This window comes from Chryseobacterium sp. OV279 (genome assembly GCF_900128945.1).
GTDB lineage: Bacteria > Bacteroidota > Bacteroidia > Flavobacteriales > Weeksellaceae > Chryseobacterium.
Genome location: NZ_FQUD01000002.1, coordinates 793,310 through 811,529 on the forward strand (window position 1 = coordinate 793,310; position 18,220 = coordinate 811,529).

Here is an 18,220-nt window from a genome sequence, read left to right on the forward strand (position 1 = left end):
TCTTCGCGCTTCCAGCTCAATTGCCCTGTTCCTCTTCCTTCTTGTCTACCATATTTTTAATAATATTCTTCAGTCTCTGGAATGTAAAAGAGCTTAACAGTAAAATAACACCCAATATAATGAATGCCGTAATTCTTGAAATATTATCCATCTGCCATACATCATAGCTGTACAGTTTCAGAATCATAATTCCGAAGAGGATAAAACCGATTCTGCTGTATTCAGGAATATTCTTTTTTAAACTGATATAAATAAAAATACTTGCCAGAACAGTCCATATAATTGGAAGGTAGAGAATGTTGAAATGTTCCCTGGCTTTATAAAGAAGAGAAACATCATTCACGGAACTTAACAGATAAGTGTTGTAAAATCCACAGCTTACCGCAATGACGATGGTCGCTGAAATAGCCAGATAGGATGGTTTTGTTTTGTAAAAACCGGAAATGGCAGAAGCATTCCATACCATATATATAAAAGGAATCCAGTAAAGAAAATGAATTGAATAAAACCCAAAACTCAGTTTTTTATGTAAAACTGCGGTAGCAACTTCTGATGCAGCAAATGAGGCATTGAAAATAATAAGGATAAGGAAAAGATAAACCAGTCCGGTCTGGATGGTGCTGTCGATATCAAGTTTTTTCCTGAACAGGATTAGTGTAAAAATATAGTAAATACTGAACAGAAACCCAATGCTTACCATAGCTGACCAAGGCATATCTGAAATATGATAAATAATCTCCAGCAGCAGGGCAAGATAGATAACACCATAACTCACAACAGCAAAAACGTTTTCAAAGAAACTCTCTGCCTGTTTTCCGGTCTCATTGATTCTTTTCAGTAAAAAGAGGTTGAAGATAGTAGTACCAATCGTGACAAGGCTGGTTAAAAATACCGGATTGAAAACGATACTCATGTCTTTCGTGTTAAAATATTCCGACCACGTCATTAGCTGTGCGATGATCACCAGTGGAAACAGAACATAAAAACACGTCTTGAAAATAGTATGTCCACTTTTTTTCCAGATATAAAGAAGAAGGGAAGCTTCTATTGCCCAAACACTCGTGATAAGATGGGTTTTGAACTGAAGGGCAACTGCTACCGTGATCAGACTGATCGTCAACGCTGCAAAAATGCAATAGCTGAAGCCAAAACTTTTCTTTCCGTATTCTTTGATTAAAAGCACACAATTGGCTGCCGCAAAAACAAGCGGGAAGATAATAACCGGTTCATAGCTTAAGGTTTTAAATATATAAATCAGTCCAATAATGCTTGAGAAATTAATCAGGACAAGCATCAAGGTATCCCAGGTTGAAAGTGTATTCTTTTTGAAATAATCCTGAAGAGCAAACAGGTAGAAAATAATATAACTGATCATATAAAAAACAATGCTCAGCAATTGAGGCTGCTCTGAAGTCCAGTAGAAAAGATAGACAGTAGTGAAAGCATAAGCCGTCCATCCCACACTTTTCCAGTGTTTAAGGAATGAAGCTGCCAGCATACCAATATTCAGGAGGGTGATATAAGTGAACAGGAAAAGGTAGTTGCTCTGTCCGGTACTGATCATCAGCGGAGCGGTAAAACCTCCCAGCAGAGCAATAATAATTATTACTTCACTTTTATAATAATAGGCAAGAACGATGGAAATAATGGTGATCAAGGTGGTAATAACAAATGCTGTATTCTGGGTAAACAGATGGTATTCCCGGAAAGCAATCGTAGTGGTAAAATACAGAACGGCAATTCCGCCTCCTGTAATGATAGACGCAAAGACAGCGTAATTTTTCCGTAGAAAGTGTCCTATCAGCATAATTCCGGCTCCTGCGGCCAGACCCAGCCCAGCTCTTGGCGCTTCTCCGATCCAGTTTTTATCTATAGCATATTTTACAAAATAACCGATTCCAAGAACAAGTGTGAAAATACCGACGATGGTCAGAATGTTTTGTTTTAAAAAATCAAAAACAGGTTCCAGCCAGTCTTTTTGCGGTGGTGAAGGAACTTCTTCAATGGCTCTTTCTTCTTGGATGGTACTTTCCTGTATCGGATAAGGTACTGCCTGTTCTGTTGAAGGTTCCTGCTCCTGTACATTCTGTTGAGGAACGATAATATTATGTTGCGGCTGGTTGATTTTAGAATTCAGATCACCAACTTCTTTCTCCAGCCTTCTGATCTTATTGTTAAGATGGCTGAAAATAAAGATGATTGCTATAATTAATATCGTCAGGAGAATTTCACTCATTCTTTAGTTTTTATCAAATATAAAGTAAATGTTTTTAACCCTATTAAAAATTAATCCATCACGTATTCTGTGATGGATTAACTGTGCAGAGCGATTAAATTATGTTCTTAATTAATTTGAAACTTTGTAAATGTAGAAAGATCCTACACTGGCTCCCAATAATCCGATATCAAGAGCAGAAGATCCTGTAAGTCCAAATGAGATTTTGTCTCCCGCCTGGAATGTATACAGGGAAGCGATCGTACTTTCGGAGATGGTTAAACTTAAAACCAATGGAACGGTAAGACCACTGAAAGAACGGCTGTCGATAAGAGTTCCTACACCCGCCCTGTTTCTGAAAATACCAATTCCCGGAGTATTCGTTAGAATAGCAGCCTGAAGTCCTGAACCGTAACGGAATGAAAATCCTACGTTGTAAACACCATTGGATGGAATCGTATACGTATTATCCGTATCCGAGAACAATGCTGCGGATCCTACTGATCTTTCAGCTGCCAAAAAGTTAACAGCCCTGAAACCTGCAGGGAAGAGACCTAAACTCAGAAGTGAGATTCCGGTCGTCTTTTTAGCTGAATAAACACTGGTGTTGGTAGCCGATGATGTTGTAGCTGCGTCAATGATGACCTGTGGATCCACTTTAACAACCTGAAATGTTCCCTGGTTCACTGCCATGATCTCATAACCTGGCAATGCGGTCACCATAGGTGTGTCACGAATCTTTAAAGTACCGTTTACATCCAGAGCAGCACTTGGAGTTGTTGTGTTAATTCCTACTTGGGAAAAAGCAGAAACCGCGGATAAAGCTAAAATTAAGCTGTAGATTTTGGTTTTCATGAGTAAGTTTTTTAATTAGTTTTCAGATTTTAAAATGCAAAAATCGTGCCTATTTTATGATTTATTTAACTATATATAGATAATTGTGTTGATATTTTAAACAAATGTTTATTATTTAATATATATTATTTCGTAATATCGTTATGTGTCGTTATTTTTAAATATTTTACAGGTAGTAAAAATAGATAATTTATTTTATATATCACTAACAAAGGATTTAATTTATATTAAAAAATCACGTGATACTGTCACTTTTTGTGACATATTGTGCTGCGATTGTGTCAGTGATGTCTGTATTGGCAGGGTTTCTAACAAAAAACACTGCCATATGAGGCAGTGTTTTTTTTATTTATATTAATATTTTTTAGCTTTCCAGAAGAAACTCTTTATAATTTCCTAAAAAATCGACTTCTGCATTGATAGATTGAAGTTCCAGAAGGGCATTTCCGTGGAGAACATCTTCCCATTTTCCCTGTACATTGATAAAGAAGAAATAATTACCAAGTCCTGTTTTCAGTGTTCTGGATTCAATTTTGCTGAGGTTCATTTTTCTCCAGGCAAAAACAGACAGAACCTGATGAAGTCCACCCGGATGATCTTCCGGAAGATTGATCAGCATCCCGGATTTTTCACCCAAGACTTCAAGTCTGTCATTTTCATAAGAAGACTGTTGTTTAGAAATAACGATAAATCGCGTATGGTTCTGCTCAAAATCCTGAATATTTCGGTGAACAATGTTTAATCCGTATAAATTAGCCGCAAACTGATTCGCCACCGCGGCAATTTTCAAATCCTTATTTTCAGAAACAAATTTGGCAGCTGCAGCTGTAGAAGAAAAATCCTGTCTGCTAATATCCTTAAACGTGCTGTCCAGAAAATGAAAGCTTTGTGCTAAAGCCTGCGGATGAGAATAAATCTTTTCGATATCCTCCATGCTGTTTTCAGGATGAATCATCAGATGGTGGGCAATAGGCATCACGCCTTCCGCTTGTATTTTGATGGAAGGGGTTTTGTAGAGATAATCCAGTGTCATAGAAACTGTTCCTTCAATGGAATTTTCCAATGGGACTACAGCTTTATCAGCTTCTCCTTTTTCAACGGCATTAAAACAGTCTAAAATATTAGCCTGTGGCAGAAGTTCTCCATCCGGAAAAAGCTGGGTGGCCGCAAGCTGTGTGAAACTTGCATGAGGGCCCAAAAATGCGATCTTCATATGTATTATATATAATTGTAGATGAACGTACAGTTTGAATTGGAAGTGCAAAGATGCAAATTAGTTTAAAAACAACCACCTTTAATAAATGGATTCCTTTCTCTTATCCGCAACTTCCCACCTCCAATCTCCAATTTACCGCCTGTAACCTGAAATCTGCTACCTGCTGCCTAAAATCTACCTAAAACCTATTCCTTCCAATGCTCTTCAATCAGTTTCATCAGGAAATCCGGACACCTGATTACTTTATTGGTTTTGGCGTCTAAAAAGAAGAGGGTAGTGGTGGCTTCTGTGATTTTTACCTGTTCCTCATTGAAAATTTCGTACTCAAATTCTATCCTTACGCCTGGAATTTTTTTAATATAAGTATGAATTTCTAATTTTTGGTCATACAGTGCCGGGCGGATATATTTGATTTTATAGTCCGAAACCGGAAGCCAAATTCCTTGGTTTTCAATTTCATCGTATGCCATTCCTATGTTTCTGAACAGTTCAACTCTGCCAATCTCGAAGTACTGTGCATAGTTCCCATAGTACACATATTTCATAGGGTCTGTTTCTCCGTAACGTACTCGTATTGAGTGTGTTGTATGTATCATTCTTGGTCCTTATTTATGCATACAAATATATTTTTAAATAATCAATACCTGCAATATTTTTTTTTGAAAAGAAAAAATTGGACCTTTGTCTTCCTTCTACAAAAAGTACTAACAACGAACTAATCGGGGCATAAATATGGATGAAAATTTAATGATGATATGGCAGAAGTGCCTTCAGTTCATGCGGGATAATCTGAACGCAGCTGAAGACAATTCTGATCTAAAGAAGCTTGAAAAATCCTTCGACATGCTATTCGATAAGGTACAGCCACTTTCGTTGGTTGCCAATAACCTTACGCTTATAGTGCCGAGCGATTTTTACAAGGAATATATTGAGGATAATTACCTATCCCTGCTTTCTGCTGCCCTGAAGAAAAATCTTGGAAAAGGAGTTAAATTGTGGTACTCTGTCATGGAAAACAGGCCTACCGGAGAGGAAAAGCCAATGACTATGAATATGAAGGGGAAAAGCGTTCCTACACCAAAAATGCAGGAAACAATGCCACAAGGATTCTCTGCCAATATTGTTAATCCTTTTGTAGTTCCGGGAATTAGAAAAGTAAATATAGATTCTAACCTGAAGTCGGACTATTCTTTTGATAATTATATAGAAGGAGAGAGTAATAAATTTGCTGCCACGGTAGCCAGATCTATTGCTAAAAGACCAGGAGCAACTGCTTTCAACCCATTGTTCCTTCACGGAGGATATGGAGTTGGAAAGACCCACTTGGGACAGGCGGTAGGCCTTGAGGTAAAAAGCCAGTTTCCGGATAAAGTAGTTCTTTATCTGTCTTCTGAGAAATTCATCCAGCAGTTTATTTCTGCTGCGAAAGCCCATAAGCAAACTGAGTTTGCGAACTTCTACCAGATGGTTGATGTTTTGATCATTGATGATATTCAGTTCCTGTCCGGAAAATCTGCGACACAGGACAGTTTCTTCCACATCTTTGACCACCTTCACCAGAACGGAAAGCAGATCATCCTTACATCAGATAAGGCACCTGCTGATATTATGGATATTCAGGAAAGAATTGTTTCCCGTTTCAAATGGGGACTTTCTGCCGAAATCAAATCTCCGGATCTTTCTACAAGAAGACAGATCATCGTAGATAAATTAAGCAGAGACGGAATTGTTCTTCCGGGTGATATGCTTGATTTCCTTGCTGCAGAAGCTAAGACGAATGTGAGAGAGCTTATCGGAGTGATCAACTCTGTGATTGCTTATTCTACAGTATATAAAACGGATTTAAGTCTTGAATTGCTGAAAGACACCATCAACAAGATTGCGGCGAACCAGAAAAAAGTCATCAACATCCCTTATATTCAGGAGGTGGTATGCGACTATTTTGGAATCAAAAAAGAACAGCTTCTTTCTAAGACAAGAAAAAGAGAAATTGCGCTTCCAAGACAATTGGCGATGTATTTCTCAAAAGAGCTAACGAACGCTACCTTTACAAAGATCGGTGAAGAGATGGGCGGAAAAGACCACTCTACGGTAATGTACGCTTGTGATACCATTAAAGATGTATCAAAAATCGACAAAGAGGTGAAAAAGTACGTTAAAGATCTTGCTGAAAGAATCAAAAAATAGAAAATAATTTAACTGAATAAATTGAAATGGAGAATAGTTTTATTCTTCATTTTTTTATTTAGTTTTGTGGCTGAGCAAGGTCTTTAAAATCTTTTAATAGTTAAATCATTTAATCTTTCAATTAAAAAAGCGATATGAAAATACTGATGGTCTGTCTCGGGAATATTTGTAGAAGTCCTTTAGCAGAGGGAATTATGAAGACAAAAGTTCCTGAAACCTTTTTTGTAGATTCCGCAGGAACTATTTCCATGCATGAAGGAAAACACCCCGATAAAAGAGCCATAAAGACAGCGGCCCATCATAATATTGATATATCTAACCAGAAATCCAGACCGATTACCAAAGCTGATTTTGACGCCTTTGATAAGATCTACTGCATGGATATTGATGTGTATGAAGATGTGATTTCAAAGACCCGGAATGAAAACCAGCGTCAGAAAGTTTCATTATTTCTGGAAGCTGCAGGTGATCACAAAAATGCTGAAGTTCCGGATCCGTACTGGGGAGATATGAATGATTTTGAAGCGGTATTTCAGTTGCTGGACAGAGGTTGTGAGGCTATTAAGAAGCAAATTCTGGATTAAATAAACCCGCTCAGGTAAGTGGTATTTTTACAAAGGGAAAGAAATTCTTACCTTTGTTAAAATAAACGATGAATGGAAAATTTCAGCCATCACATTTTCCATCCAACTCGCTCATCATTTCAACAACCTTTTTTGCAAGAAAGAACTAAAAAACAATAAAATGCTTTTTTTACTCCCAGCTTATTTATCTGAAAATACTTCTATCACTCATTTTTCACCCGTTTTGAAAGAGTACATCATGCAGACGGATTACTTCTTTGTAGAAAACGAAAAAACAGCCAGAAAAGTGGTTAAATTCTTTGCTCCTGAAAAGAAGCAATCGGATCTGAAACTTTTTTTATTGGATAAATACACGGAAAATGCTGATATCAAAGAAGCTCAGAATTTGATGCTGCAGGGACAGGATTTCGGACTTCTTTCCGAGGCGGGGCTTCCATGCATCGCTGATCCCGGAAACCTTATAGTGAAATGGTGTCATGAGAAAAATATCAGAGTGATCCCGCTTTCAGGGCCTTCATCCATAATTTTAGCTTTGATTTCCAGTGGATTCAACGGGCAGGAATTTACCTTCCATGGTTATCTTCCGATAGATAAAAGTGAGAAGAAAAAACAAATCCAGCGTCTTGAAAGCCTGGTGCAGCAAACCGGATATTCTCAGATCTTTATGGAAACTCCGTACAGAAATAATCCGCTTTTTGAAGATCTGACGAAATTCTTATCTCCAAATACAAAGCTCTGTATCGCGGCTAATATCAACGACCCGGAACATGAATTGATCCAGACAAAAACCATCAACGACTGGAAAAAAGCAAAGCCGGAACTTCATAAAATTCCTGCTGTATTTGTACTGGGGAAATAAAAGGTTAAAAAGGTAAAATTCTTTCGGATTTACAATCGTCAATTCCACCTATAAACACTGATTGATACTAAGAAAAGTAGTAACAATCCGTGGTTTCGTTGTGCTTAAACTTGAAGATAATTCTTCCGATATCTTTAAATGGAATAATTTATTAACATAATTGATTTATGTTGATTAATTTTAATCATAATTATATTTATTTAAGTTAATTTTTAATTAAACTTATTAATTACAATATGTTTTTTTAAATTTGAGTATTGCTTTAACGAATTCCGTTTTACTACGCTTCAATAGCTAATCTCATGCGTTTGATCAGACACAGATTTGAAAATACTGAAGTCCCATTTTAATAAAAACATGGCGACGACAAAATAGAGTAGAGTCTTTCCGTGGGATTAGCAAATCATAAAAAACACCTTAAATAATTAAATATGATTAAACTTAGAATCTTTTTTTCAGCACTATTGTTGTGCGTTCTGACATTTTCATCAACACAGCTGTCGGCCCATGGCTACGTCATGAGTCCGGCTTCGCGGGGCTATCAGGGAAGTCTTGACAAAGCTACACTAGGTTACACCGCAGCATTGGGAATCTATGGCAGCGTTATTAATGAACCTGGCTCTCTTGAAGCCAAAAAAGGATTTCCGGCATTCGGTCCTGCAGACGGAATGATTGCTTCTGCTAATGGAAGTATTGGAGGAAATACCATTCTGGATATCCAAACCGCTGACCGATGGAAGAAAACCAATGTCACAACCGGAGTGAATACTTTTATCTGGAAGTATCTCGCTTATCACGCCACCGCAAAATGGCATTATTATATGACGAAACCGGGCTGGAACCCCAATCAGCCGCTTTCCCGTCAAGACCTTGAATTGATAGGCGAGGTTGTTCATAATGGGACACCGCCACAAGATAATACACCGCATCATATCACCATTCCGGCCAATCGCCAGGGATATCATGTGATTCTTGCCGTTTGGGATGTTGCAGATACCGCCAATGCATTTTATAATGTAATTGATGTGAATGTACAGTCTACGGTAACACCTACACAACCGGCTACACCAACCGGATTGGCCAAAATAAGCGTAACAGGTTCTTCTGCAAAAATCGGTTGGACACCACAGGCAGATGCGGCCTCTTATACGGTTTTCCGTAACGGACAGGCTGTACAAACCGTAAATGTTCCTGAATTTGAAGACCAGGGTTTATCTGCTAATACGAACTATACTTACGAAGTACAGGCGAAAGGATCTACAGGACTGACTTCTCCGAAAAGCGCACCGCTTATTGTAAAGACGAATGACCAAAGCACGCCTGAAAAACCTGTAGCCCCATCCAATCTCCACTCGATGGGTGTCACTGAAAACTCTGTTTCGCTGATGTGGATGGCCTCAACCCATACATTGGGCATTAAAAATTATCAGGTCTTTGAAAATGGAATCAAGGTTGCGGAAACAACGCAAACCAGTTTCTTACGCACAGGTCTAACTCAGGATACCGAATACCGTTACACCATAAAAGCTGTGGCGCAGAACGACCAAATCTCCGATGCCAGTAATGAATTAAAAATCAGGACTAAAAAAATAGAAGGCGGAAATGGACAGGTCTACTGTGGAGCGCAGCAATATAATCCGGCCAATGCTTATCCAACAGCTCAGACAAGCGTATTCTATGCCTGCAAAATCTGGAAAAATAAATGGTACGCCAATCCGAATGAAGTTCCGGGTAGCAATATGGTTTGGGAAGAGATCAGCGTATGTACTGAAGGCCCGAACTGTCAGACAAGCGGTCCTGTTACCTATTGCGGATCTCAGTCTTATAATCCGGCAAAGGCGTATGCAACTGTCGGGACCAAAGTGTTCCATGCCTGCAAAATCTGGGAAAATAAATGGTATGCAAATCCGGGAGAAGCACCGGGAAGCAATGCAGTATGGAAGGTGGTAAGTAATTGTAATGAAGGGACTGAGTGTGCTGCAGGACGTAATAATCAGGAAGATGGCCTTTCAGTCATTGTATCGGATAATCTGATCAATTTCGCGCCGGAAAGCTACTACGGAAAAATCAGTGAAGTGAAGGTGTTTAATACACAGGGACTTCAGATGCTTTCTTCCGGAAATGTTTCAAGGAACAGCTTGAATATCAGTATTCTTCACCACGGAATCTATTTTGTGAAAATTCAGTATAAAGATGGAGGAAGTGTGACTAAAACGATCAAAAAGTAATCGCAAGAAATAATACATCATGAATAAAAGCCGCCTTCATCGTGAGGCGGCTTTTGTATTAATAGCTTTTAAATAAAAGATTAACAGGCTTGAAAATATCTCTTTTTGATCTTCTTTCAACATTTAACAGCTCTTAACATCCGCTTTGCATCATTCTTGTGTTACAGAGGATATAACACCAAAAAAATAAATTATGTCAGACAAGAAATTAGCAGGACTTTGGATCGATACGGAAAAGGCAATTGTGGTAAAAAATCACGACGCTCAGAATGCATTCAAATTTTTCCTTTGCAGCCCGGTAAAAGCAGAAATACAACATGGAAACTCCAGTGAGAATGCGGCGAATAATGCAGAACGTACGAACAGAGTCAAGTTCTTTAAAGAAGTGGAACATCTTCTGACCAATTCCCAGGAAGTCTATATTACAGGCCCGGGAACCATTCAGGAAGAGCTGAAAAACTATCTTCATGATACGGCTCAATTTAAAAACCTTAAGATAACTTTAGATACGGCACAGAAAATGTCGGACGAGCAGGTGCTCGAAACAGTTAAAGATTATTTCAATGCTTAAGTCATTGATAGTGCAGTAAAAATCCGGATATCACTGATATCCGGATTTTTATTATGATTAAAGTACTGAATGTTATAGGTTGATTATTATCCCGAAGCCAAAACCACGAAACCCGCATCCCGAAAAACTCAGGCTATTTTGGTCTTCCCCCTTTCCACTTTCTCCATAGATAAATAATGATCGGGATGAGTAATAAAAACGGCCAGAATGAAATAATTCCCAACAGAAAGCTCACAAAACTGTTCCAGCCTTCCGTCACAGAATCTCCGAAACGGCTTCCAAAACCAATTTTCGAAGTGGCAGAGCTTCTCACTTTTTCTTTGTATAAACTCAAATTGAGTGTGCTGTAATTCACCCGGTCATCAATAAACCGAAGTCTGCCTTCAGCAACGTCTATTTCATCTTCCAGTTCACGGATCTTCTCCTGGATTTCAATCATATCTTTCGTGGTAGAAGCACTTCTGAGCATGTCACGGTACTTTTCCAGATAGATCCTTTTATTGGCTAATTTGATGGAAACATCCGTATATTCTTCAGTGACATCATCAGACGAAATATTTTTGGACAAAACGGAGCCCACTCCGTCAGAAAATGAATTGATCAGTGCATCGAAATTTTTATGCGGGACACGGATCACAAGATCGAGATTATCGTCTACATCCGTATTTTGAAACTGTTCCGTTTGGATATAAGCATTATTTTTCTTCAGAATATCTGCCACCTGCGTCTGGGCTTTTTTAATGTCTCCCACCTGGATTCGCATGTTTCCGTTTTTAATGACTTTTTTGGCGATAGTGTCAATCTTTTTGGGGGCTACGGAAGGTTGCGCAGACTCATTTTCGTCCGGTAGTAGTTTTTCACTGATCGCATTTGGAGGAGTTACGTGTGGTGACTGAGAAGACTCTTCTTTATACTTAACAATATCAATTGATTTATCGGCTGCCGGAGAGGAATTGGCAACGTCCAGTTCGGATTTCTTGCATCCACCTATCAAAAGGAGCATACATAAAGGTAAAAATAATTTTCTCATGAATATTTTTTAAAGAACCTTATCAAAAATTATGCTTAAAACTTTAATTGATTTAAAATTCATATTATTTTATTAAAATGATTATGATTTAACTATTTTAGTAAAGTTTAAATATCATTTGAAATCTAAATTATTTTCTATTTTTATTGAATGAAAAAAAGTCTTTTAGCATTTGTGTTTTCTCCATTCTTACTATATGCCCAGGAAGTTCCCAAACTTACCGATGAAATGGCCGCTAAACTATTGGAAAAACCCCTTCACTGCATCAATCAGGAATATCCGAATAAAACAGCCCATATCATCAATAATGCCGGTGAGGTTACTTTAACTCCAAAAGACCTTCACCCAAGTTTTTATGGATGTTTCGACTGGCACAGCTCTGTTCACGGACACTGGATGCTTGTGAGATTGCTGAAGACAAAACCTAACCTGGCCAATGCAAAAGACATTGAAAAAATTCTTGAAAATTCGTTAAATAAAGAAAATTTACAGACCGAAGCTGATTATTTCACAAAATATCAACTGACCACCACATTTGAAAGAACCTACGGATGGGCTTGGCTGTTGAAACTGGATGAAGAACTGACTACGTGGAATCATCCTAAGGCTAAGATCTGGCATGAGAATTTAAAACCATTAACAGATAAAATCTTACAGTCATGGAAGACTTATCTTCCCAAGCAAACGTACCCGAACAGAACCGGAGTTCACCCCAATACCGCTTTTGGTCTGGCGTTCGCTATCGATTGGGCTAAAGCGAATCATGATGTGGAATTCGAGAATCAGCTAAAGGAAAAAGCAAAATATTTTTACGGTAAAGATCAGAAAACACCGGCTTATCTTGAACCGGACGGATCTGACTTCTTCTCTCCAAGTCTTGAAATTGCAGACCTGATGAGAAGAGTATTGCCACAAAAAGAATTCGTCCTTTGGCTGAATAATTTCTACGAAAAGAGAAGCTTGGAGAATATTGAAAAAATCCCTGTGGTAAGTGACCTGAGCGATTATCAGACCGTTCATTTGGTTGGACTTTCTTTCTCCAAAGCCTGGTGTATGAAAGGAATCTCCAAAGCGCTTCCTGACGGGCATCCATTGAAAAAAGACTTTAAGAAAACGGCCGATGTATTTTTAGCGAACGGACTTCCTTTATTATTTCAGGGAAATTATGGCGGAGATCACTGGCTGGCGAGCTTTGCGGTTTACTCTCTCGAGGACTAAAATATTGTAGGCGCAGAATATATTGGCTACATTTGTGTTATGTCAGCTTTAGAAAAATTCGGTGTTGAAATTTTCACTCAGCATAATATTTTCGAGAGAATTTCTGCGGATAAACCTTTCCGTCCGGAAAACCCTGCCTTTATATTTATTAAGTCAGGAACTATAAAGCTCCGTCAGCATTTCAGCGACCTGGAGCTTTCTGCCAATATGTTTATGGTGACCGATCCACAAACGATTTATGAGATGGTTTCCGTAAGCGGTGATTTCCAGTCAAGGATGGTTTCTTATAAAAGAGAATTTATTTCTGCATTGTCTTTGAAATTCAACAGGTTGATTACTTACCGTTATTTCCGCCAGCAGATGAATAAGGGAGTTCCTTTTCCCGAAAGTGAAATGGAAGTAGTCTGGAAAAGCGTCAATTTCCTTAAATATATTTTGGATTCAGAAACCGAAATGCTTTACAAAAAGGAAATGGTAGAGCATCTTTTCTCTGTTTTCTGCTATCAGATGGCCGGAATTATTTCAAAAGAGGATAATTATTCCATGAACCAGATGTCCAGACAGGAAGAGATCGTTTTTGTATTCCTCACAGATCTGGCCGAACATCATCTGACGGAAAGAACTGTTGAGTTCTATGCCGAGCGGCAGTCGATTACAACCAGACATCTTTCATCGGTTGTAAAATCCATTACAGGAAAGTCCGCCAGCCAGATCATTGCTTTGATTGTGATAAATGAGGCGAAAGTGCTTTTGAACTCCTCCAATAAACCAGTTTCAGAGGTTTCTTCTATCCTTGGTTTCAGTGATCAGTACGCGTTTTCCCACTTTTTTAAAAAACATCTGGAAGTAAGCCCCAGACAGTACAGACATCAGTTCGAAAGTTAAAATCTTACATTTGAACATCTTTTTCCAAAATTCAAACATTTGATTGAATTTGTTGTCGCCGTAACTTTGTATCCGTAAAACAAGGTAAAATGACAAATAACATAAAAACAGCACTATCACTCGTGATAGCTCTATTCCCTGCGCTGTTTTTTTCTCAACAGATCAAACAGATGACCGCAGGTGAAGCCGCCGATCTGGCTGTGAAAAACCACCAGCAGTTAAAAGTGGCTGCGCAGAATATTGACATTGCAAAACAGAATACAAATGTTGTAAAACTTCAGCAACTTCCCAACATCACAGCATCTACCAGTCAGTTCTATTTAGGAGATGCGGTAGCTATCGATAAAGATTTTTCGAATTCAACCAATATTCCGATGCCTCATTACGGAAGTTCATATGCTGTACAGGCTACTCAACTGATTTTTAAAGGAGGTTTGGTAAGCAAATCCATTGAAATGGCCGGTCTTCGCGAGCAGCTTTCTGAACTGGATCTGGAAAAAAACAAGCTTGATGTAAAATTTCTGGTGATCTCCAATTATCTGGATGTCTACAAAATGTTCAATCAGGAAACTGTTTTTGAGAATAACAAAAAACTCGCTCAGGAACGTTTGAAAAATATTCAGAAGTTCTATCAGCAGGGGATGGTAACCCGTAATGAAGTCATCCGTGGAGAACTGGCGATTAAAAATCTTGATCAGGGCATTCTGACGCTGACGAATAATAAAAAGATCCTCAATTATAATTTAAATATTGCTCTTGGGCTTCCTTCCGAAACAGAAATTGTTCCCGTTGAAAGTTTAACGGACAAAGAATCCGGAATCGGTATGGATTACTATATGGATCTTGCCCACGAAAGCAATCCACAGCTGAAATCGGCAAAGAAAAACATTGATGTTGCGGATAAGAACATTGAGATCATTAAAACAGATCAGATGCCGACATTATCCGGTTTTGGAGGGTATACTTTACAGCGTCCGATCACGAACAGGAATCCTGTTTTGGATATGTATTCCGGAGGATGGCAGGCTGGTGTTTCACTGAGCTATAATATTGATAATTTATACAAGACCAAGGAAAAAGTAAAGCTTGGTGAATTGCAGAAAAATCAGGCAGGCGATGCGGTGACACTGGTTCAGCAGAATGTAGATATGGCAGTGAATGCAGCCTATGTAAAATACCAGGAATCGATCCAGCAGGCTGACATTCTTAATGATTCGAAAAGACTGGCAGAAGAAAACTACAAGATCACGGAAGCCAAGTACTTAAACCAATTGGCGGTACAGGCTGAAATGATCGATGCACAGAATCAGAAGCTTCAGTCGGAGCTGGATTTTGCCAATGCTGAGATCAATGTGCTGTATCAATATTATAACCTGCTGAAGGCTGCAGGAACGCTTTAATTTTAAAACTGAAAATCAAGATAATGGAAAACAAGGAACAAACCACTCAAAATACTCAGGCCGCTCCGGCACAGTCAGGAGCAGCCGTTAAAAAGAAACAGAATAAAAAGAATAAAATAAGAGCCATCATTTCCAATACGGTTGTATTTCTGGTGATTGGATTCGGGCTTTTCTGGCTGGTTCGTGAATATTTCCACATCGGAGACAAAACCTACACGGAAGCGGCTCAGGTAGAGGAATTCATTAACCCGATCAATACAAGGGTTTCGGCTTATATCAAAGACATCAAATTCATCGAACACCAGAAGGTGAAAAAAGGAGATACTTTGGTTATTCTCGATAAAAATGAAATAGTAACCCAATTGGGTCAGGCTGAAGCTGCTTATCAGAATGCGATGGCACAAAGATCGGCAACAAGTTCATCCGTTAATACCGTTTCCAATAATGTAAGTGTGATGGAATCCAATATTGCAGGAGCAAAAGCCAGACTTTGGAACGCGGAGCAGAATTTAAACCGATATAAAAACCTTCTCGCTGCAGAAGCGGTGACCAGACAACAATACGATCAGATCAAAACAGAATATGATGCTCAGAAAGCAGCGTATGAAACTTTGGTGAATCAGAAGCAGTCGGCGAACCTTTCTACCACTGAGGTGAAAAGCAAGCTGGGAATTAATGATGCTGAGATTAAAAGAACAAAAGCAGCACTGGATATGGCAAAAATCAATCTTTCCTATACTGTGATCACAGCTCCTTACGACGGAATTATGGGGCGCAGAACGATTTCTGAAGGGCAATTGATTCAACCGGGTCAGCAGGTCGCTACCATCGTTCTGAACGGTCAGAAATGGGTAACTGCTAACTTCCTGGAAAGACAGATGCCGAATATTAAGATCGGTCAAAAAATAACGATGACGGCTGATGCTTTGGGTGGAAAAACATTTGAAGGAGTAGTCACTGCTATTTCCGCAGCGACAGGTTCAAGATATTCAAGCGTGCCTACAGACAACTCTACAGGTAACTTTATCAAAGTACAGCAAAGAATTCCGGTAAGAATAGAATTCAGCACTTCCAATAAAAAAGAAGATCTGGAAAAACTGAGCGCGGGGATGAATATGAATGTGAATATTAATTAAGACTGAGAGACATCAGATATCAGATTTCAGACAATTTGGAGTGAGAAATTGAGGATGATTAATGTTTGTTATCTGGCATCTGATAAAATAAACTACGTAAAATTAAGACTAATAGATATCAGATCTCAGACTTTTAACTGAGGAATAAATTGAAGACGGAATAATAAAGTCTGTTATCTGAAATCTGACATCTAGTATCTAAAAAAATGTACAACAAAGGACTATATAACGACTGGGTACCAAAACCCGTACAGCTGCTGCTCATCGTATTGCTATTGGCAGTGGTGATGCCGCTTGGCGGGGTGTATACCGGAAACATCAGTTATCTGGTGAGCGGTACCGGAGCAATGACAGAATATTTTATGTGGGCGAATTACGCGACCACAATCGGAATGGGAGCCTGTATGCCGATTGTTATCAGGCTGAAGATGAGATTCAAGGTCAGAGATAAAATGGCGGTGCTGCTTGTACTTTTGGGGGTGTTGAGCTATATTAATGCGACAACGATGCAGCCAATGATCTTCGTATTTACTGCTCTGGGAATCGGATTTTTAAAGATGATGGTGACTATAGAGCTGTTTCTTCCGCTTATGGTGATGATTGGAAACAGAGGAATGTTTTACGGACTGTTTTACACCTTTGTTCTGGCAATGAACCAGGTGGCGGCTTATTATGCGGCGGTGGTTTCCATTAATTATAACTGGCAGCATTTCTATGTGATTGCAGCGGTATTATGTTTTATACTGGCGTTGATTCACTGGATCTTTATGCACAATAAATACTTTGCCCTAAAGGTTCCGTTGCATTACATCGACTGGATGAGTATCATGCTGTTTGTTTCTACATTTATGTTTTCCGCTTATGTTTTTTCTTTCGGGAAACAGCAGGACTGGTGGAATTCGAAAAATATTATGAATGCGAGTATTGCTGCTTTTGTAAGCTTTGCTTTGCTGGTGGTTCGCCAGTTCACCTTAAAAAGACCTTATTTATCATTTAAAATTTTCAAAAAAAATAATGTGCAGCACGGCCTGTTTATGCTATTGTGGCTGGGAATGTTCTTAGGAACGACTTCGCTTCAGAATACCTTTGCAGTAGGAGTTCTCGGCTATGATCAGCAGACGAATGCAGGACTGAATCTGCTCATGGTTCCCGGAATTATCCTGGCAGGTGTGATTGCCGTATTCTGGTTCAAAAAAGAAATACCATTGAAAATGTACATCTTCTCGGGGTTTTCGGCGATGATGGGGTATGCATTGATCATGTACTTTTCGATGGTTTTAGAATTCAATTATGAGAACTGGTACCTGCCGATGTTTTTAAAAGGATTCGGAATGTGTTCGCTGTTTATTTCGGTGTGGTTCTATACTCTTGATAAACTTGAAATGGATGATATGCTGGCGGCAATCGGGCTGGTTTTGGTATGGAGAACGTTTCTGGCGGTGGGATTCTTTTCAGCATTGTATTCATGGTTTCAATATCGTTTTCAGATTACGGCGGTAGGAGATCTTGCGGTCTATATCGACGGAATGACGGTGACTCCCCAGACTTTGGCGGCCAATATGAAGACCCTTCAGCTGAATGCCATCATTGTATCCGGCAAAAAGATCTTCGGTTACATTATTCTGGTAGGCTTTGGAGTCCTCTTTTATGTGATGACGCATCATTTCGGAAGAGAAAGATTCCAGTATTTAAGATTCATCAGAGTGCTTGGTGGTAAATCTGTGATTGCGAGAAGAAGACTCCGCGAACGCAAACAATTATTAGAAGAAATAAAAGACGCAGCCGGGCCTGCGGTGTAAAGATACCTTGTTTTTCATGAGTAAGATCCTTGGCTTT

15 protein-coding genes are annotated in these 18,220 nt (G+C 39.0%); 10 read left to right on the forward strand and 5 right to left on the reverse strand.

The window, feature by feature from the left end; genetic code table 11:
* Window positions 1-16: 16 nt before the first annotated feature.
* The 4 genes from BUA72_RS11375 to BUA72_RS11390 form a co-directional block, all read right to left on the reverse strand.
* On the reverse strand, window positions 17-2,236 hold the full coding sequence (locus BUA72_RS11375) for a DUF2339 domain-containing protein (RefSeq protein ID WP_072922988.1): 2,220 nt from the start codon (window positions 2,234-2,236) through the stop codon (window positions 17-19).
* A 111-nt stretch (window positions 2,237-2,347) separates the two neighbouring features.
* The gene (locus BUA72_RS11380; RefSeq protein WP_047448212.1) at window positions 2,348-3,070 is read right to left on the reverse strand and encodes a hypothetical protein; all 723 of its coding nucleotides are present in this window, start codon (window positions 3,068-3,070) and stop codon (window positions 2,348-2,350) included.
* 364 nt (window positions 3,071-3,434) lie between these two features.
* A complete protein-coding gene (gene pheA / locus BUA72_RS11385; RefSeq protein WP_047448209.1) occupies window positions 3,435-4,283 on the reverse strand; it encodes a prephenate dehydratase in 849 nt (282 codons plus the stop codon).
* A gap of 188 nt (window positions 4,284-4,471) precedes the next feature.
* Entirely contained in the window at window positions 4,472-4,882 is a 411-nt protein-coding gene (locus tag BUA72_RS11390; RefSeq protein ID WP_047448206.1) for an acyl-CoA thioesterase, read from the reverse strand.
* Between the two features lie 136 nt (window positions 4,883-5,018).
* Between BUA72_RS11390 and dnaA the strand changes: the two genes are divergently transcribed.
* The 5 genes from dnaA (at window position 5,019) to BUA72_RS11415 (ending at window position 10,715) form a co-directional block, all read left to right on the forward strand.
* A complete protein-coding gene (gene dnaA / locus BUA72_RS11395; RefSeq protein WP_034726286.1) occupies window positions 5,019-6,473 on the forward strand; it encodes a chromosomal replication initiator protein DnaA in 1,455 nt (484 codons plus the stop codon).
* A 134-nt stretch (window positions 6,474-6,607) separates the two neighbouring features.
* A complete protein-coding gene (locus BUA72_RS11400) occupies window positions 6,608-7,057 on the forward strand; it encodes a low molecular weight protein-tyrosine-phosphatase (RefSeq protein ID WP_047448202.1) in 450 nt (149 codons plus the stop codon).
* Window positions 7,058-7,217: 160 nt separating this feature from the next.
* Window positions 7,218-7,916: an SAM-dependent methyltransferase gene (locus BUA72_RS11405; protein WP_072922989.1), complete on the forward strand. Its 699-nt coding sequence runs from the start codon at window positions 7,218-7,220 to the stop codon at window positions 7,914-7,916.
* A gap of 431 nt (window positions 7,917-8,347) precedes the next feature.
* Window positions 8,348-10,144, forward strand: coding sequence for a lytic polysaccharide monooxygenase (locus tag BUA72_RS11410; RefSeq protein WP_083544187.1), 1,797 nt, complete (start codon window positions 8,348-8,350; stop codon window positions 10,142-10,144).
* A gap of 193 nt (window positions 10,145-10,337) precedes the next feature.
* Window positions 10,338-10,715: a hypothetical protein gene (locus tag BUA72_RS11415; RefSeq protein WP_034726281.1), complete on the forward strand. Its 378-nt coding sequence runs from the start codon at window positions 10,338-10,340 to the stop codon at window positions 10,713-10,715.
* 133 nt (window positions 10,716-10,848) lie between these two features.
* On the opposite strand, the gene BUA72_RS11420 is transcribed toward BUA72_RS11415, so the two are convergent.
* A complete protein-coding gene (locus BUA72_RS11420; RefSeq protein WP_072922991.1) occupies window positions 10,849-11,745 on the reverse strand; it encodes a DUF4349 domain-containing protein in 897 nt (298 codons plus the stop codon).
* Between the two features lie 150 nt (window positions 11,746-11,895).
* Here BUA72_RS11420 and BUA72_RS11425 point away from each other — a divergent pair, with 150 nt between their 5' ends.
* The 5 genes from BUA72_RS11425 (at window position 11,896) to BUA72_RS11445 (ending at window position 18,183) form a co-directional block, all read left to right on the forward strand.
* A complete protein-coding gene (locus BUA72_RS11425; RefSeq protein ID WP_072922992.1) occupies window positions 11,896-12,963 on the forward strand; it encodes a DUF2891 domain-containing protein in 1,068 nt (355 codons plus the stop codon).
* Between the two features lie 39 nt (window positions 12,964-13,002).
* Window positions 13,003-13,848: a helix-turn-helix domain-containing protein gene (locus tag BUA72_RS11430; RefSeq protein ID WP_072922993.1), complete on the forward strand. Its 846-nt coding sequence runs from the start codon at window positions 13,003-13,005 to the stop codon at window positions 13,846-13,848.
* Window positions 13,849-13,937: 89 nt separating this feature from the next.
* Window positions 13,938-15,248: a TolC family protein gene (locus BUA72_RS11435; protein ID WP_072922994.1), complete on the forward strand. Its 1,311-nt coding sequence runs from the start codon at window positions 13,938-13,940 to the stop codon at window positions 15,246-15,248.
* 23 nt (window positions 15,249-15,271) lie between these two features.
* The gene (locus tag BUA72_RS11440) at window positions 15,272-16,384 is read left to right on the forward strand and encodes an HlyD family secretion protein (protein ID WP_072922995.1); all 1,113 of its coding nucleotides are present in this window, start codon (window positions 15,272-15,274) and stop codon (window positions 16,382-16,384) included.
* A gap of 206 nt (window positions 16,385-16,590) precedes the next feature.
* Entirely contained in the window at window positions 16,591-18,183 is a 1,593-nt protein-coding gene (locus tag BUA72_RS11445; RefSeq protein WP_072922996.1) for an efflux MFS transporter permease, read from the forward strand.
* Window positions 18,184-18,220: the final 37 nt, after the last annotated feature.

Excerpts from the sequence above, each read along its gene's own strand:
- BUA72_RS11375 (WP_072922988.1), bottom strand. The coding sequence starts at position 2,236 with ATGAGTGAAATTCTCCTGACGATATTAATTATAGCAATCATCTTTATT.
- BUA72_RS11380 (WP_047448212.1), bottom strand. The coding sequence starts at position 3,070 with ATGAAAACCAAAATCTACAGCTTAATTTTAGCTTTATCCGCGGTTTCT.
- pheA (WP_047448209.1), bottom strand. The coding sequence starts at position 4,283 with ATGAAGATCGCATTTTTGGGCCCTCATGCAAGTTTCACACAGCTTGCG.
- BUA72_RS11390 (WP_047448206.1), bottom strand. The coding sequence starts at position 4,882 with ATGATACATACAACACACTCAATACGAGTACGTTACGGAGAAACAGAC.
- dnaA (WP_034726286.1), top strand. The coding sequence starts at position 5,019 with ATGGATGAAAATTTAATGATGATATGGCAGAAGTGCCTTCAGTTCATG.
- BUA72_RS11400 (WP_047448202.1), top strand. The coding sequence starts at position 6,608 with ATGAAAATACTGATGGTCTGTCTCGGGAATATTTGTAGAAGTCCTTTA.
- BUA72_RS11405 (WP_072922989.1), top strand. The coding sequence starts at position 7,218 with ATGCTTTTTTTACTCCCAGCTTATTTATCTGAAAATACTTCTATCACT.
- BUA72_RS11410 (WP_083544187.1), top strand. The coding sequence starts at position 8,348 with ATGATTAAACTTAGAATCTTTTTTTCAGCACTATTGTTGTGCGTTCTG.
- BUA72_RS11415 (WP_034726281.1), top strand. The coding sequence starts at position 10,338 with ATGTCAGACAAGAAATTAGCAGGACTTTGGATCGATACGGAAAAGGCA.
- BUA72_RS11420 (WP_072922991.1), bottom strand. The coding sequence starts at position 11,745 with ATGAGAAAATTATTTTTACCTTTATGTATGCTCCTTTTGATAGGTGGA.
- BUA72_RS11425 (WP_072922992.1), top strand. The coding sequence starts at position 11,896 with ATGAAAAAAAGTCTTTTAGCATTTGTGTTTTCTCCATTCTTACTATAT.
- BUA72_RS11430 (WP_072922993.1), top strand. The coding sequence starts at position 13,003 with ATGTCAGCTTTAGAAAAATTCGGTGTTGAAATTTTCACTCAGCATAAT.
- BUA72_RS11435 (WP_072922994.1), top strand. The coding sequence starts at position 13,938 with ATGACAAATAACATAAAAACAGCACTATCACTCGTGATAGCTCTATTC.
- BUA72_RS11440 (WP_072922995.1), top strand. The coding sequence starts at position 15,272 with ATGGAAAACAAGGAACAAACCACTCAAAATACTCAGGCCGCTCCGGCA.
- BUA72_RS11445 (WP_072922996.1), top strand. The coding sequence starts at position 16,591 with ATGTACAACAAAGGACTATATAACGACTGGGTACCAAAACCCGTACAG.